Genomic DNA, 15,618 nt, shown 5'->3' with positions numbered 1-15,618 from the left:
GGACTGCCGAAATACAAGCTGCCCGAAGAGCTTGTGTTCTGGGACGAGCCGCTTCCCGTCAACGCCAACGGCAAGGTCGACCGCACCAAACTCGATGCGCTGTCCGTTGGGCGCCAGCGGATGCTCGCCGACCGTCTCGCCACCACCGGGTGAGAGGTCTGCCGCGGGGCCTAGCCGTTGGCGGGATGGAAAACCGGCACGACGAATCCGTCCTCGTCGTCACGAAAGGCGATCACCAATTCCATGTCAGCACACAGATCTTCGACGCGGCAATTCTCCACGACCGTCATCAGCCGCGGCCCCTCCTCGAGGTCCACCATCGCCAGCACGTAGGGCGTGCGTACGTCAAAAGGGGCGGCATTCTGGTGGATGACACTCCACGTGTAGAGCCGCGCGCGCCCGGCGGACGGTGTCAGAACGACGTCCTCACCCCAACAGTGCGGACAGAACGGCCGGGCGTACAACGAGGTCTGTCCGCAGGACCGGCAGGCGTTCACCATCAGCCGGCGGCCCTGCGCGGCCGACCACCACGCTTGGCCGTCTGCGTCGATCGTGGGCCGATCAGGAGCCGTCATCACTGCCTCCCGAGAATCATTGTGGCGCTATGGGTGAAGAAACCACCCATCGCGTGGACGCATGCCAACCCGGCGTCGCTGACCTGGCGCTGTCCGCATTCCCCCCGCAGCTGCCTCACCGCCTCCACCATGAGGAACATTCCGCGCATACCGGGGTGACACGAGGCCAGGCCGCCCCCATCGGTGTTGGTCGGGAGCGCCCCGCCCGGGCGAAGCGCTCCGGACTCGATGAAGGGCCCCCCTTCGCCCTTGGCGCAGAAACCGAGGTCCTCCACGGTCAGCAGGACGGTGGAGGTAAAGGAGTCGTAGAGCTGGCACACATCGATGTCGGCCGGGCTGACGCCCGCGCGCGCGAACGCCGGCGGGCCCGAGCGGGCCGCCGCCGATGTCGTGAAATCGGGCCATTGGCTCATGCTTACGTGCGACGTCGCATCGGCCGCACCGAGAATCCACACCGGCTCCTTCGCGCAATCTCTGGCCACGCGCTCGCTGGCAAGCACGACGGCGCCGCCGCCGTCGGTGCGCAGGCACACATGCTTGGAGGTGAACGGTTCGGCCAACATCGGCGCGGCCGCGACGTCGGCCACGGTGATGCGGTCACGCTCAAACGCGTTGTCGTTCATAACCGCCCACTCGTGGGCCGCGACGGCGACTTCTGCCAATTGGTCGACGGTTGTGCCGAACTCGATCATGTGGCGCCTAGCTGCCATGGCGTACTTGGCAATGAGGGTCGCGCCGTAGGGCGCCTCGTACTGCAGCGCGCCACCGGTGCCCATCGCGGCAGCCGACGCGCGCACCCGTCGCTTGACGTCGGAGCGCGCGGTCGATGCGTAGGTCAACAGAGCGACCTCGATTTCGCCGGCCGCGATTGCGGCGGCGGCGTGCCCGGCCATCACTTCCCACGAGGATCCGCCGACGTTGGTCGCATCCACCCAGGTAGGTCGCAGACCGAGGTACTCGCTGACTTCCACGGGGGGAAGCAGCGTTCCGTGCCCGCCGAAACCGTCGATGTCCTCCTTCGCGAGCCCGGCATCTGCGACCGCCCGCCGCGACGACTGGGCCATCAGCGCCATGGCGGTCTTGTCGGGTACCCGGCCGCAGTCGGACAGGGCTGCGCCCACGATGGCGACGCGGTTCGATGGCATAGCTATGGTTATCACATCGAGGTCGCGGCTGATAATGGCCATTGACGATATTATGGAAACGTGATTCTCGGTCCGCTACCGTGAGCCTATGACGACGGCGCTGCGGGACGCGTTGCGGGGCGAGGCTCTGGTGCTGTGCCTGGCGCTGCTCAACTCACGCACTCCTGACATTCCCGCGGTCGCGGCCGCATGCGGGTACGACGCCGTGTACGTCGATCTCGAGCACACCTCGACGTCTCTGGATACTGCGCAGATGCTATGCACGAGCGCACTCGGCGCGGGGATTTCCGGCCTGGTGCGGGTGCCGTCGCACGATCCCAGTGTCATCGCGAGGGTGCTGGATGGTGGCGCAGTAGGAATCATTGTGCCGCATATTAATTCGAAGGAAGAGGCGGAACGAGTGGTCCAAGCCGCGCGTTTTCCGCCGATCGGCAACCGGTCCATTTCGGGTCCCAATGCGGTCAGTGGATACGCGCCCCGAGAGGCGGCGCAATTGGCGGAGCTGCTCGAACGCCGCACGGTGGTGGCCGTGATGATCGAGACCCCGGAGGCGGTCGAGGCATCCGACTCCATCGCCTCGGTAGACGGCATCGACATGATCCTCATCGGACCGAGCGATCTGACCGCCGAAATGGGCATCCACGGACAGTATGAGAATAGCCATTTCCACGGTGCAGTAGAATCGGTCGCGGCGGCTTGTCGTAGTCACGGTGTGGCGCTCGGTATCGCCGGAATAAAGTCAGTTGACCTGCTGAATCGATTCGTGGGACTGGGATTGCGATTCATCTCGGCCGGCACTGACATCGGGATGATGACCGAGGCGGCCACAACGCGCGCGCAAGTGCTTCGCGGACTGCAGAGCCGCCGCGATGACCAGCGTGACGAATGACACCGAGTAGCCGAAGCGACGCCAACCCAACAGGAGGACCGGATGCCGACAGCCATCTACACCGAACGTGTCACCGACCCAATGGCGTGGACGGGCGGGGACTTCGCGAGTAAGGAAGACTTCGCCTTCGATCTGTCCGCCCGCAATGTGGCTGCGCTGGAATCGATCCTGACCAAGACCGCGAACAAGGACCGGGACGACATCACGCCCGAGGACGCTCGCCACCCAGACCTCGACGACGACCTGGCACGGCTCTATCGGGATCTGATGTTCGGGAAGGGACTCGCGTGCGTGCGCGGCTTTCCGGTCGAGCAGCATTCGATCGAAGACCTCGAACGCATCTACTGGGCGTTCTGCACGCATCTCGGCTATCTGGTGTCGAACAACTCCTTTGGGCACCGCATGGTGCGCGTCCAGGAAGAGATCCTGCCCGGCGGGGTGCAACCCGCCCGCGGCACGAAGTCTCGCGCTGAACTGGCGATGCACAATGACGCCGCCGACATCCTGTCGCTGCTGTGCGTCTACCCGGCGGCGCATGGCGGCGAAAGCCAGTTCGCCAGCGGCCCTGCCGCGCACAACCGAATCGTGGCCGAACGGCCCGACCTACTCGACGTGCTCTATCAAGGCTTTCCGCACCACCGACGCAGCGAACAGCCCGATGACCAGCCCGATATCACCCCCTACGACGTGCCGGTCTTTTCCCAGATCAACGGGCGAATCTGCATCAACTTCACCTATAGCAGCATCTTGCCGGCGATGAAGACCCTGGGCCGCGAATTCACCCCGAAGCAACAAGAGGCCGTCGAGCTGCTCCGCAACATACTCGTCGAGCAGCAGGTCGAATTCCGTTTGGAATCCGGGGAAGCGGCCGTGGCCAACAACTTCGCGATGTGCCACTCCCGGTCGGACTTCGTCAGCAGCAACGATCCCAAGAAGGCCCGCTGCTTCCTCCGCGCGTGGATGGAGGTCCCGCGGGAAGATCGTCGGCTGCCGATCGGTCGCGAGTACTTCCACATGGAAAACAAGGATCTGCGGCTCGGATACGACGTGGTGCCCGGCCGCGACGGCGCGATCGCGCGCAACGACTACCGCAACGTCGACACCGCGCTGGCCGACATGTTCAAGGCGGCGCAGGCCAAACCCAAGGCGCGGCCGTGACCACGGGTGCGAAAGGCGCACCAGGGAGATGACCGACGCGCCACGACCACGGTTGGTCGTCGAGCGGTGGACCGACCCCGCCGCGGGGGAGGTCCTGGAACCTTCCGGCATCGACATCGTCAAACTCGATCTGACCGCACCCGCCGAATCAGGTTGGGCAGCACTGGAGTCCGCGCATGGGTATCAGGTCGCAACGCGAACCGATGTTGCCTCCGTCGCCGACGGCGCGCAGTGGCTGGCCGGGGAGGCATTGATCGCGCGCTGCCCGTCCCTGCTCGCCGTCTGTTCGGCTGGAGCCGGATACGACGTCATCGATGTCGATGCGTGCACCCGCGCGGGGGTGGTGGTGTGCAACAACTCCGGGCCGGGAGCCGAGGCGGTGGCCGAGCACGCCCTCGGATTCATGCTCGACCTCGCCAAGAAGATCACCGTCTCCGACCGGGCATTGCGCGGCGGTCCCCTCGGCGATCGGCTTGCCTTGCGTGGAAGTCAGCTGCTTGGCAAGACCCTCGGCGTCGTCGGGCTTGGTGCCATCGGGGGCAGGCTCGTCGAGTTGTGCGCGCCGTTCGGCATGGAGGTGCTGGTCTTCGATCCGTATCTCGACGAGGCGGCCGCACGGTCCCGCGGGGTGCAGCTGGTGACGCTGGGCGAGCTCGTTGAGCGTTCAGACTTCGTGCAGGTGACCTGCCCTCTGACCAGCGAGACGCGCGGGCTCATCGGCAGAACACAGTTCGCCGCGATGAAACCGACCGCCTTCTTCATCACCACCGCGCGCGGGCCCGTCCATGACGAGGAAGCGCTGCTCGACGCGCTGGTCAGCGGCGGTATCGCCGGGGCGGGCCTCGATGTGTTCCACCAGGAGCCGCCCCGGCAGGACAATCCGCTGCTTGGGCTCGACAACGTCGTTGCAACGCCGCACACCGCCGGCATCACCGTGGAGGCCGCGCGGGACATCGCGGTCGCGACCGCCACCCAGTGGCGCGCGATCTTCGAAGGCTGCATGCCGCCGCGTTTGCTGAACCCGGAGGTCTGGCCTCGCTACTGCGAAAGATTCCACGACGTCCTCGGTATTCACCCGAGTGCCGGCGTCACCGCGGCCGCCCAGTGAAAACGACTACTCCACAACGAGTTTAAGAGAAGGGCCCACGATAGGTGACTCAATACCACACGATCGACGTCGAGGTCAGGGGTCATACCGCCTGTGTGACCCTCAACCGTCCCGAGGTGCTCAACGCGATCAACGACGAGATGATCGCCGAATTGGCCGTGGCGTATGCGGAAATCGAACGCTCACAGGATATCTGGACAGTGATCATCACGGGTGCCGGCCGTGCCCTGTGCGTCGGAGCGGATGTCAACAAGGCTGCCGATCACGACATGGAGAACGCGGCGGGGATCGATAACCAGGGCGAGCCCATCCTCAGCTCGATGCGGCAGTGGGACGCGCCGCAGGAGGCGACGCCGCCGTGGCTTCAGATGACCAAGCCGATTATCTGCGCGGTGAACGGCATCGCCTGTGGTGCGGGAATGGACCTCGTGACCACGGCGGACATCACCATAGCGTCCGAGCGCGCGACGTTGATGGACCCGCACGTCAGCATTGGCGTGACGTCCGGGCGTGAAGGGGTCAGGCTCGCCCGCATTCTCCCGTTGCCTGTGGCGATGCGGCTGATCTTGATGGGTAAACACGAAAAGCTTGACGCACAGCGCGCTTATGATTTGGGTGTCTTCACCGAGGTGGTCACGCACGATGCGCTCATGGCACGCGCCTGGGGGATCGCCGACGTAGTGAACTCGAATGCGCCGCTGGCGGTGCGGGGTTCACGGATGGCCGTGCGCAAGGGGCTGACGATGCCCATCTACGAGGCGGAGCTGCTCGCCGAGAATTACCGGATGAAGGTGGCGCTGACGAAGGATGCCATCGAGGGGCCGCGCGCCTTCCTCGAGAAGCGCAAGCCGGACTGGAAAGGCCTGTAGGCACTGTAGCGCCTGGGCCAGCGCGCTACGCCATCCCGAAGAAGTTCTTCGCGTTGGTGGACAGCACCTTTCGCTTGGTCTCCTCGTCCAGACCCTCGGTCGCCTTGTTGGCGACCTCGAGACTCCGCGGCCAGTTGGTGTCGTTGTGTGGGTAATCGGTCTCGAACATGAGCTGGTCCGGCCCGACCAGATCCAGGATGCGGAACGCGACCGGATCACCGAAGGTGGAGAACCACACTCGACCGGGTACCTGGCTGCTCGGTGGTTCGGTCAGCAGCGGGTGAATGCCGCCCCATGCGCGTCGGTCCTCCCAGACCTCGTCGACACGCTGCAGGTAGTAGGGGATCCAGCCCGCTTGCGCCTCGGCGAACGCAAGCTTGAGGTCGGGGAACTGCATGAGCTTGCCGGAGAACAACCAGTCGACCATGGCGATGGTGCAGTTGACCGCCATCAACGCGCTCGTCACGACGTGCGGAGAGTCGGGGGAGGACTTGGTGAGCGAAGAACTCGACCCGATGTGCAGCATGATCCCCACCCGGTTTCGCTCGCACGCGGCGAAGAACGGGTCCCAATAATCGCTATGAATGGACGGCAGGTCGAGACGGGAGGGCAGCTCGGAGAAACACACGGCGTGCATTCCCTTGGCGGCGACCCTTTCGACCTCTTTCGCAGCGAGCTCGACGTCCCAGAGCGGGATGATGCCAAGCGGGATCAGCCGACCGTTCGAATTGGCGGCCCACTCGTCGATCTGGAAGTCGTTGTAGGCCTCGACGCAGAGCTTGGCGAGTTCCTTGTCCTTGCCGTAGAGGAAGCGTTGACCGCAAAAGCGGACGAGCGTATTCGGGAAGCAGGCGGAGGCCTCGATGCCGGCAATGTCCATGTCCGCGAGCCGATCCGCAGGACGGAAGCAGCCGGGGCGCATCTCGTCATAGGTGATCGGGTCGGTGGTGAGTTCGTCGAGTTCGTACCCGGCCGCCGCGCTGATGAGCGGAATCGGGATGACCGCATCCTCGTAATGCCAGATGTCGGCGTCGCGGCCCTCGTCGTCCTCGATGAACGCGACATCGGAGGTGACGGTCGGATCCATGCGGCCCCGGGTGCGAACGATCCGCGGGCCGATGTCGCGATAGCGCTCGGGCAGCCGGCTGGTCCACAAGTCGGCCGGTTCCACCAGATGGTCGTCCGGCGAGACGATTAGGATATCTGCGCTCAAGGCTGCACTCCTTTGACAACGGTCTGCGGCTTCAATTGGCGGCGCGCTGATTCGGAAATGAGAATGACCGTTTCCACGGTACCGCATGACGTCGACACGGCACTCCCGGGCACCTCCACACCGTCACCGCCCCGAGACTGTTGCCATAGCGGCCCACTGGCAGGCCGTTGAGAGCGGGGGCCAAGGCTGGCAATGGCCAGTTAACGGCAGTGAGAATCAACATACGCGTGTAGGTAGATCGCACATTTTCCGCGCCGAACGCGTATTCTTGCTGCATTATGCCTACGAAGAAGCGCGCCGGTCCCGAGTTCGAACCCGGCTTGGAATTGGTCGATACGGACGTCGAACTGCCCGGCGTGTGGCAGCAACGCACGATCGAGCGGCGGCTGAGCACCGCCAGAGCGCGTGCCCTCGCGCGTAGTTCGCGGTTTTTGGCTACCGCGCTCGAACTGGTAGAGGAGTCGGGTAAGGCCGACTTCACGATTCAGACGCTCATTGACAGGTCGAATCTGAGCCTCCGGGCGTTCTACCAACACTTCGCAGGCAAAGAAGAACTCATGTTGGCGCTCTACGAAAACGTCACAAGTCAGTTCACCGAGAACATCCGCCAGGAGGTCGCTGCGGCCGACGGTCCGATGGAGCAACTCGAGGCCTTCTGCCGCGGCGTGCTGTCCCGCGCTGAGTCGTCGGAAGCCGTGGGCGGCCGGGTCATGACGATCTACAACTTGAGCCTGGAGATCGAGCGGCCGGACGACTTCGCAAAGGTGTGGGAACCTCATCTGAAACTGCTGACGAAGATCATCACGTCGTGTGCGCGGGCCGGACTGGTACGCACCGACCTGACCCCCACGCAGCTGACCACGTTGCTGAACACCACGCTCACCGCACTCGCCCAAATCGGCGTTTTCCATCTGGGCGGCAAGAGTTCGAAGCTGACCGAGGACCAGTTGTGGGCGTGGTGCAAACAAGCCGTCACACCGCCTACCGCCGATGTCAAGGCCAGGCCCGCTCGCAAGGCAGCACCGCGTGCGACGTCCGCCAGCCGGGCCGGACGGCCAAAGAAACTAACGGGGTAGGCCGAGCCCACGCTGCGCGATGATGGTGCGCTGGACCTCGCTGGTGCCCGCATAGATCGTGGTGCCCAACGAAAATCGCAGTGAGTGGTCAAACCGCCCGCGTTCGGGAGCGGTCGGCTCGAGGTAACTGCGTAAGCCGTCGGCACCGACGAGTTCGACCACGTCCTGGCTGGCACGTTCGAGCGCCTCGGTACTGAACACCTTGGACATCGGGCCCTCGGCCACCGGTGTGTCGCCCTGTTCCAGCATCCACACGCACCGCCGCTGCAACAGCATCGACACCTCCGTCTCCATCGCGACGCGGGCGAGCCGACGCCGCACGTCGCTATTCGCGATCGGTCGTGAGCCATCGTCGGACAGACTGGTGGTGGCCCAATGCTCGGCATGCTCCAACAGCCGAATCAGATGCGGACCCCAACCCGAGGCGTGCTCGTCCTGCAGGGAAAGCCCGAGCACTTGCCAGCCCCCATCGACCTCGCCAATGCGCCACTCGTCACCGATGCGGACATCGCTGTAGAAGGTGATGTTGGTGCGTTCTCCGGAAAGGGTCCACACGGCCTGTGCCTCAAACCCATCGGAGTCACACGGCACCAAAAACATCGTCAGCCCCTTGTGTTTCGGCTTATCCGGGCTCGTTCGCGCAAGCAGGAACACAAAATCGGCGATGTGACCGTTGGTGGTGAACATCTTGGAGCCGTTGATCACCCATGGCGCGTCTTTCCCCGAGCCGTCGCGCACGGCCTTGGTGGCAGCCGCCGCTACATCCGATCCACATTCCGGTTCGGTGAAGCCGAGAGCGATGGTGATGTCACCGCTGATCGCACCGGCCAGAATGCGATCCTTCAACGCCGGGGTGCCGACGTCGCGGATGATCGACGCCACCATCCTGGTCGTCTCGGAGAGGTACACCGGCGCGTCAAAACGCATCAGTTCCTCTTTGACGACCTGGTCCTGCCACGCGTTACGGTTTTGTCCGCCGAACTCGACGGGCCAGGCCGGGGCGAAATAGCCCTTGTCAACTAGGCTTTTGGCGAACTCGTCGTCGTGTGCGACGCCGCTACGGGAGATGCGTTCCTCGAATTCGGGAGTCAACACGTCCTGAAGGTGGGCGCGGATCCCGTCGCGGTAGGTCGCAGTATCTGCATCGAGCTGAAAATGCATGTATGCACGCCAATCTGTCGTCACACACGGCCCCGGGCGGCGGGGTCGGTAATGCTAATCTCGCTTTTGAGAGTAACCATATCCGCATGTGATGGGGACGATTGTTGTGGATCTGAGCGTAACGGGCGAACAGCGGCAGTTGGTGGATTCGTTCGCCGCGCTGTTTGCCCGCGAGTCGACCTCCGAGCGAGTCCGGGCGGCTGAGCCGTCGGGCTTCGATCTCAAGCTGTGGAAAGCGCTGCAGGAGACCGGGACAGTGCAGATGGCGGTCGGTGAGGCGGCCGGCGGATGGGGCGCCTCCGAACTGGAACTCGCGCTGATTGCCGAACAGTTCGGCCGCGCAGTTGCGTCGGCGCCGGTCATCGAAGCACAGGTTGCCGCGCGATTGCTGGCCCAGTCCGGCGAGGCGTGCGCAGGGCTGCTAAGCGCGGCCCTCGCGGGTGACCAACTGGTCACCTTCGCGCCGCGCGTCGGACGCGGTAGGCAGCTGGGGTTGGTGCCCGGCGGGGCCGTGGCAGACCATGTGATTGCCCTGGCTGAGGGACGCCTGCTGCTGGTGCCGATCGGGAAGAACCGCAAGGCGGTGGGAAACCTTGCATCAATGCCGCTGGCGGACATCATGATTGAAAATGAGTACATCGTGCTCGCCGACGGAAAACGGGCGCGCGATCGGTTCGATGGCGCTCTCGATTTATGGCTCACGCTGACCGCTGCCGCGTTGGCGGGTGCGGCCAGGAAGGCCGTGGAAATCGGCGTCGACTACGCCAAGCAACGTCACGCCTTCGGAACCGCGATCGGCACCTTCCAAGCGGTGTCGCACCCGCTGGCCGACAGCGCTACCGCCGCCGACGGCGCGCGGCTGCTCGGGCTTGAGGCGGCGTGCGCATTTACCGATGAGCCCGATCGCGTTCGCGAACTGGCTGCGATGGCTTTCGCATTCGCCTACGAGACGGCGCGCGACGCCACGCGACGCAGCTTGCACATCCACGGCGGATACGGGTTCGGCATGGAGGGCGACATTCAGCTCTACTACCGCCGAGTGCGGGGCTGGGCAATGGTTTTCGGCGAGCCCGCCGTCGCGTTGGACCGCGTGGCCGATGCGCGCTACGGGGACGGCGAGGGCTGACCAGGATTGCGAGACGCCAAGATCGCAAAGCTCAGCGTCGCTCGTGCCGCGAGCCGGTTTCGGCCGACGTCGGAGACGTCGACGCCGACAACTACCATGTGTTTTCCTGCGCGCACCAACGTGGCGGTCGCACGCGCGGGGCCATCGACGATCGGCGCCAGAAAATGGATGGACATGTCCGCGGTTCCCGCGCCTCCGCCGTCGCCGGCATATTTGACCGCAAGGCGCCCCGCGGCGACATCGATGAGCGTGGCTACGAGTCCACCCTGCAACGCCCCGCGAAGGTTCATCAGGTCCGGTCGGTTGTGCAGGTCAACGACGACTGAGTCATCGGTATCGACGACGTCGAAGAACGGCAGCTTGGCGAAAAGATGCCCCGGAATGGTGACGTCCATTGGGCGTGTCGGCGCGGGTGAGTTGGTGGTCATCGGCGCAACGTTAGACGTCGGACCGGACCTGATCTTTGACAGCCAGGACAACCGGGCGAGCGTTCCGCCAGTTCGGTACCCCTTGCTCCTCGCCCGCAGTGGGGAGCTTGTCCTGGCGGATCTGCGCCCAGTGGGAGTGATTCAATTGGTGCAACGCGAAACACGATTGCAGCGAGTTGTAGAAGCCCATATTGTCGACCGATTGGTTTACCGACTCCTTGATGAGCAGGGCCGCCATCGTGGGCACCTTCGTGATGCGCCGCGCCATCTCGAGCGTGCGCTCGGCGAGTTCGTCGCGCTTGAAGATCTTGCTGACCATGCCGAGCCGGTAGGCCTCTTCGATACCGATCGCGTCACCGGTGAGCATGAGCTCCTTCGTGCGTCGCGGTCCGAATTCCCAGGGATGGCCGAAGTATTCCATGCCGCACATTCCCAGCCGCGTTCCCACCACATCGGCGAAGCGCACCTCGTCGCTTCCCACGATCAGATCACACGCCCAGATCAACATGAGCCCTGCCGAGAACACGTCGCCATGCACCTGGGCGATAGTGATCTTGCGCAGGTTGCGCCATCGCAGGTTGTTCTGAAAGAAGTAGTGCCACTCCTGGAGCATGGTCCGCTCGGCGCCGTCGCGGGTACCGCCGTTGATAGTGACGGTGGGGTGCTGGCCCGGCCCCGGGCTGAACTCGGCGCGCGCCTGCTTGGAGCCGATATCGTGGCCCGACGAGAACATCGGGCCCTCGCCGGCGAGGATGACGACGCGGACGGTGTCATCGGCCTCGGCGCGGGCGAACGCCTCGTCGAGTTCGACCAGCATGCCCCGATTCTGGGCGTTGCGCTGGTCAGGGCGGTTCAGCGAAATCCGAACGATCATGCCGTCGTCGAAGGTCTCCCGCTTCAAGAATTCGTAATCGTTCACCGTTCGCCCCTTCTGTCATCCGTATCCGGTAATGGTGTTATCAATATATGAGAAGTTATGTTCTCACGGATCGGGCGGGTCGTGACCGGAAGGGGTGCAGATGGTGGACGGTCAACGGAAGCCGCGAGTAATTCTGTGGGGTCCGGGTCAGGTCGGCATCGGTGCATTGCGTGCCCTCATCGCGCACCCAGGCCTAGAGCTAGCCGGCGTGGTGGTACATGCGGAAGCCAAGGACGGCAAGGACGCCGGCGACCTGTGCGGAATGCCCGAGACCGGCGTCATCGCCACGCGGAACATCGGTGCCGCACTGTCGGTGGACGCCGACGTGGTGGCCTACTTCGCATCGGGCGACTATCGCTACTACGAGGCGGCGCAGGACATCGCGCGCTGCCTGCGCGCGGGTAAGCACGTCGTCTCCACCTCACTGGTTCCCATGTGCTATCCGCCCGCAGCCGACAAGGAAACCGTGGAACTGCTGGAGGCGGCGTGCGCGGAGGGTGGCACCAGCTTCTTCAACAGTGGCGTCGACCCCGGCTGGGCGAACGATGTGATCGCGCTGACGATGACAGGCTTCAGCAGTCGAGTCGAGGGCATCACCATGCTCGAGATCCTCGACTACGGCCCCATCAATCAACCCGACATCATGTTCGACTTCATGGGATTCGGCCACACCCCGGAACATCCGGCGCCGCTATTCGATCCCGAGCGTCTTGCCGCGTTGTGGGCACCCACCGTCCACCTGGTCGCCGACGGCGTCGGACTCCCGCTCGACCGCGTCGAGGTATCCATCGAAAAATGGTTGGCCACAGAGCGATACGAGGTTGCGTCGGGCTGGATCGAGCCGGGGACCATGGGAGGTATGCGCTTCAAGCTCGCCGGCATGGTGGGCGGCGAGGAGCGTGTTGTGCTCGAACACGTCACTCGCATGGGCACCGGTTCCGCACCGGATTGGCCGCGGCATCCATCACCACACGGTGGCTACCGGGTCATCGTCGACGGCCTGCCCACCTATACCGTCGACATCGAGATGCATGGGCGCGGGAACAACATGCGCGGCCTGACCTACGCGACTGTCATGCGCGAACTCAATGCCATCCCCGCCGTAATGGCCGCGCCACCTGGTTTGCTCTCCACCCTCGATCTGCCTCTGGTGACCGGTCCAGTGCGCGGCGGAACATGGCAAGGCGTGTTGCCCGCGATGGCAAAGTCGTGAGCGAGCCAGCGGTCCCGCTGACGTCGACGGACCTGTGGGAGGTCATGCGCACAGCGTCGACGGTGCGACGCTATCGCGACGAACCGGTCTCGGACGAGGCCATCGATGCGTGTCTGCGCGCGGCGAGTTGGGCTCCGTCCGGAGGCAATCAGCAGCCGTGGAAGTTCGTCGTTCTGAGATCGAGTAGCGTGCGCGATGTGGTCACAGCCGCGGCCCACAAGACATGGGACGTCATGACTGAGTTCTATCGGCTTTCGATGCCCGGAAACGAGGCTGACGACCCCAAATCACGTGTTTTGCGAACGATGGCTGAGCACATGAGCGTTGGTGGCGCGGCCCCTGTGCTGGTGCTGTTCTGCGTCCAGCCGCAGCGAGGAACCACCGAACTACAGCAGGGGGGGTCGATCTTTCCCGCCGTCCAGAACTTCCTGTTGGCTGCCCGGGCGCAAGGCCTTGGGGCGGCGATCACCCTGTGGCAGGGTTCTTGCGAGGATCAGTTGCGGTCCATGGTCGGAATTCCGGACGACTGGCTCACCGCGACGCTGCTTACGGTGGGCTGGCCCAAGGGCGGGCACCACCCGGTGCGCCGCAAACCGCTTAATGAGGTGGCGGCGATCGATAGTTGGGACCGGCCTTGGAGTGCGACAAGGGAGTGACAGTGCGCAACCCGGATCTCGTTGTACCTGCGGATCTTTACCGATGGACGGCCGCAACATGATTGCGCCACGCTCGCATCGGCGGGGGCCGTGGAAGTCGCGGGCTGCTGCTATTTGACCTGACAACTACGATTATGCCTCGCCGAAAACAATTGTTCTCTTTTCAGAGAGGCTGCCGATCCTGCGACTCTGGGCCTTTCCGTGAACAATCCGCCCGAGTCGGGTATCCGGGCTTTGAAGAGCGCCTGCAGGATTGGTGTTCGTTCTCAACGAATCTGGGCCAACCACGGCCGGCGGGTGGCGGCGCTTATCAGTATTGGTACCGGGCTTTCAGGATCTTGACTTCGCTGTCGTGTGCTCGGTACACGAGCCGATGTTCGTCGTCGATCCGCCGGGACCAATACCCGGACAGTTCCCCTGTGAGTGGTTCTGGTTTTCCGATCCCTCCGAATGGGTCGCGTTGGATTTACCGATGAGTCGGGTGATCCGACGGGCCATCTTGCGGTCGGAGGGTAACCAAAACAGGAAGTCCGCCCAGACGTCAGCATCGAAGCTGATACTCCTCACTCCTGCCGGCCGGCCATCTCCTGAAGTTCGTCGATCGAGTTGGTCTAAGTGGTCGGGCGGGGGCGGCTGGCCTTGTCCCGCGCGACGGCACCCATGAGTCGCCGCGCATTTTCAGGTGAACGCAGTAGGTAGACCGTTCTTGCCACGAGCCGTAGTCGGCGGCCGACATGAGCACCGCGTCTCCGGCCCTCGAGGTAATGCGCACGGGCTCATGGTCGGTGTGACCTGTTCGAGCAGCGGGAAAGAGGCGCTGCCGGGCTTCACTTGCGCTGATACTCGAACGGGCAATCGGCATCCGCAGTGGGTCGTTCAGCTCGTGATGAGGAGTTCGACGGCAACAGTGCGGACCGAAGCCGCTCGGCTCGTCGACTGCCGCCGTCACCAGGGGCACCGAGTCAGCAGAAGCGGACGGTCAACGTCGCCAGCCCAAAGATCTTTCGGCCGTTGGACTTCGCGCCGACAATCACGACGCCGGTGCGGGTCGCCGGGTCCAGCGCCTTGATCCGGCCGCTGAACTCGATGTCTGCGCCCTCGGCAGCAGACACGATGACGGGCTGGGACAGCCGCACAGCGTAGCGGGTGATCGCGCCGGGGTCGCCCGTCCATGCTGAGGCGTATGCGGCACCCAAACCCATGGTCAGCATCCCGTGGGCGATCACATCGGGCTGTCGCGCCAGCTTGGCGATGTTCTCGTCCCAGTGCAACGGGTTGGCGTCGCCGGCCACGCCGGCGTAGTTCACCAGGTCGCCGCGGGACAGTCGGACGTGCCGCACCGGTAGCTCGTCGCCGACGTTCACGTCATCGAAGGACTGCGTTCCCGGGGTGCGGGTCGTACCTCCTTGGGCGATCCGGACCTCGCCCACGGGGCGCACGGTCTTCTGGTATGCCACATCGGGTTCGTCGGTTCCGAGGAGGTTCACGTCGTGCATCACCACCTTTTGCACGGCCGCCCTGATGGCCGGATCGACATCCTCGGCGGTGATGCCGACGACCGTGGTGTGCAGGGTGTGCACCCGCTCGCCTGCAGTGTCGGTGAAGGTGTTGGTCACGGTGATCAGGTCTCTGCCGGCGATCCGGCGCACCGACGACAGTTCGACATCAGTCTGCAGCTCGTCGCCGGCCACGATCGGTCGGTGCTGCTCGAAGACCTCTTCGGTCTGCAGGTACATGTCATAACCGATGACCACCGATTCGAACAGGTGCCGATTGGCCGCCATCGCCGGGGCCGATGTGAAGGTCAGCGGCGCCACCAGGCCCGAGTATCCGAGCTCCGCGGCTGCTGCGACATCCCAGTGCGCGGGCTGATAGTCCTGCACCGCACGCGCGAACTCGCGTACCTTCTCGCGGCCGACCCGGTAGGTGTCGTCCATCTGGTAGTAGTGGCCGACCCGCGATTCGGTTGTCGAGACTTCTGCCGCTGTGGTCATGAATGTGCCCAACTCTCCTATCGGCTTGTTCGACTGAGGCCGACCAGAGCACCCTAACGCGCAGACCTCGTGTCTAACGGCGCCGGCC

15 protein-coding genes and 3 pseudogenes are annotated in these 15,618 nt (G+C 64.3%); 9 read left to right on the top strand and 9 right to left on the bottom strand.

What is annotated here, in order from left to right:
- A pseudogene (locus Q0W90_RS24480) lies at nucleotides 1-153 on the top strand (AMP-dependent synthetase); the annotation flags it as partial.
- A 17-nt stretch (nucleotides 154-170) separates the two neighbouring features.
- On the opposite strand, the gene Q0W90_RS00315 reads toward Q0W90_RS24480, so the two are convergent.
- Both Q0W90_RS00315 and Q0W90_RS00310 read right to left on the bottom strand, forming a co-directional pair.
- Nucleotides 171-575: an OB-fold domain-containing protein gene (locus Q0W90_RS00315; RefSeq protein ID WP_297699565.1), complete on the bottom strand. Its 405-nt coding sequence runs from the start codon at nucleotides 573-575 to the stop codon at nucleotides 171-173.
- Nucleotides 575-1,720, bottom strand: a complete 1,146-nt coding sequence (locus Q0W90_RS00310) for an acetyl-CoA acetyltransferase (protein WP_297597476.1) — start codon at nucleotides 1,718-1,720, stop codon at nucleotides 575-577. Before Q0W90_RS00310 ends, Q0W90_RS00315 begins: the two co-directional genes overlap by 1 nt.
- A gap of 88 nt (nucleotides 1,721-1,808) precedes the next feature.
- Between Q0W90_RS00310 and Q0W90_RS00305 the strand changes: the two genes are divergently transcribed.
- The 4 genes from Q0W90_RS00305 to Q0W90_RS00290 are packed head-to-tail and all read left to right on the top strand — an operon-like array spanning nucleotide 1,809 to nucleotide 5,744.
- A complete protein-coding gene (locus tag Q0W90_RS00305; protein WP_297772561.1) occupies nucleotides 1,809-2,609 on the top strand; it encodes an aldolase/citrate lyase family protein in 801 nt (266 codons plus the stop codon).
- A 42-nt stretch (nucleotides 2,610-2,651) separates the two neighbouring features.
- The gene (locus Q0W90_RS00300) at nucleotides 2,652-3,767 is read left to right on the top strand and encodes a TauD/TfdA family dioxygenase (protein ID WP_297772560.1); all 1,116 of its coding nucleotides are present in this window, start codon (nucleotides 2,652-2,654) and stop codon (nucleotides 3,765-3,767) included.
- Between the two features lie 28 nt (nucleotides 3,768-3,795).
- Nucleotides 3,796-4,875, top strand: coding sequence for a hydroxyacid dehydrogenase (locus tag Q0W90_RS00295; protein WP_297699560.1), 1,080 nt, complete (start codon nucleotides 3,796-3,798; stop codon nucleotides 4,873-4,875).
- Between the two features lie 44 nt (nucleotides 4,876-4,919).
- The gene (locus Q0W90_RS00290; protein WP_297597450.1) at nucleotides 4,920-5,744 is read left to right on the top strand and encodes an enoyl-CoA hydratase-related protein; all 825 of its coding nucleotides are present in this window, start codon (nucleotides 4,920-4,922) and stop codon (nucleotides 5,742-5,744) included.
- Nucleotides 5,745-5,769: 25 nt separating this feature from the next.
- Here the strand turns inward: Q0W90_RS00290 and Q0W90_RS00285 are convergent, their stop codons facing one another.
- On the bottom strand, nucleotides 5,770-6,957 hold the full coding sequence (locus tag Q0W90_RS00285; protein ID WP_297597448.1) for an amidohydrolase family protein: 1,188 nt from the start codon (nucleotides 6,955-6,957) through the stop codon (nucleotides 5,770-5,772).
- A 278-nt stretch (nucleotides 6,958-7,235) separates the two neighbouring features.
- Between Q0W90_RS00285 and Q0W90_RS00280 the strand changes: the two genes are divergently transcribed.
- Nucleotides 7,236-8,033 carry a TetR/AcrR family transcriptional regulator gene (locus Q0W90_RS00280; RefSeq protein ID WP_297772556.1) on the top strand — a complete coding sequence of 266 codons (798 nt, stop codon included), beginning with the start codon at nucleotides 7,236-7,238 and terminating at the stop codon, nucleotides 8,031-8,033.
- On the opposite strand, the gene Q0W90_RS00275 is transcribed toward Q0W90_RS00280, so the two are convergent.
- The gene (locus tag Q0W90_RS00275; RefSeq protein ID WP_297597444.1) at nucleotides 8,022-9,194 is read right to left on the bottom strand and encodes an acyl-CoA dehydrogenase family protein; all 1,173 of its coding nucleotides are present in this window, start codon (nucleotides 9,192-9,194) and stop codon (nucleotides 8,022-8,024) included. The two genes, Q0W90_RS00280 and Q0W90_RS00275, sit on opposite strands and share 12 nt — an antisense overlap.
- 106 nt (nucleotides 9,195-9,300) lie before the next feature.
- On the opposite strand from Q0W90_RS00275, the gene Q0W90_RS00270 reads away from it, so the two are divergent.
- Complete coding sequence (locus Q0W90_RS00270) at nucleotides 9,301-10,320, top strand: acyl-CoA dehydrogenase family protein (RefSeq protein ID WP_297597442.1); 1,020 nt, start codon at nucleotides 9,301-9,303, stop codon at nucleotides 10,318-10,320.
- Here the strand turns inward: Q0W90_RS00270 and Q0W90_RS00265 are convergent.
- Both Q0W90_RS00265 and Q0W90_RS00260 read right to left on the bottom strand, forming a co-directional pair.
- On the bottom strand, nucleotides 10,299-10,715 hold the full coding sequence (locus tag Q0W90_RS00265) for a PaaI family thioesterase (RefSeq protein ID WP_297597475.1): 417 nt from the start codon (nucleotides 10,713-10,715) through the stop codon (nucleotides 10,299-10,301). The genes Q0W90_RS00270 and Q0W90_RS00265 overlap by 22 nt on opposite strands.
- A 43-nt stretch (nucleotides 10,716-10,758) precedes the next feature.
- On the bottom strand, nucleotides 10,759-11,667 hold the full coding sequence (locus Q0W90_RS00260) for an enoyl-CoA hydratase (protein ID WP_297772553.1): 909 nt from the start codon (nucleotides 11,665-11,667) through the stop codon (nucleotides 10,759-10,761).
- Nucleotides 11,668-11,767: 100 nt separating this feature from the next.
- Between Q0W90_RS00260 and Q0W90_RS00255 the strand changes: the two genes are divergently transcribed.
- Both Q0W90_RS00255 and Q0W90_RS00250 read left to right on the top strand, forming a co-directional pair.
- Nucleotides 11,768-12,880, top strand: a complete 1,113-nt coding sequence (locus Q0W90_RS00255) for a dihydrodipicolinate reductase (protein WP_297772552.1) — start codon at nucleotides 11,768-11,770, stop codon at nucleotides 12,878-12,880.
- 44 nt (nucleotides 12,881-12,924) lie between these two features.
- Complete coding sequence (locus Q0W90_RS00250) at nucleotides 12,925-13,536, top strand: nitroreductase family protein (protein ID WP_297597473.1); 612 nt, start codon at nucleotides 12,925-12,927, stop codon at nucleotides 13,534-13,536.
- 310 nt (nucleotides 13,537-13,846) lie between these two features.
- Here Q0W90_RS00250 and Q0W90_RS00245 read toward each other — a convergent pair.
- The 3 genes and pseudogenes from Q0W90_RS00245 to Q0W90_RS00235 form a co-directional block, all read right to left on the bottom strand.
- Nucleotides 13,847-14,103, bottom strand: a pseudogene (locus tag Q0W90_RS00245) (Txe/YoeB family addiction module toxin).
- A 44-nt stretch (nucleotides 14,104-14,147) separates the two neighbouring features.
- Nucleotides 14,148-14,398: pseudogene (locus tag Q0W90_RS00240) on the bottom strand (type II toxin-antitoxin system Phd/YefM family antitoxin).
- A gap of 100 nt (nucleotides 14,399-14,498) precedes the next feature.
- On the bottom strand, nucleotides 14,499-15,530 hold the full coding sequence (locus tag Q0W90_RS00235) for a fused (3R)-hydroxyacyl-ACP dehydratase subunits HadA/HadB (protein WP_297597437.1): 1,032 nt from the start codon (nucleotides 15,528-15,530) through the stop codon (nucleotides 14,499-14,501).
- Nucleotides 15,531-15,618: the final 88 nt, after the last annotated feature.

Source organism: Mycobacterium sp., assembly GCF_025933915.1.
Taxonomy (GTDB): Bacteria; Actinomycetota; Actinomycetes; order Mycobacteriales; family Mycobacteriaceae; genus Mycobacterium.
The sequence above is the reverse complement of the archived record's forward strand: the minus strand, read 5'-3'. Positions and strand labels throughout refer to the sequence as shown.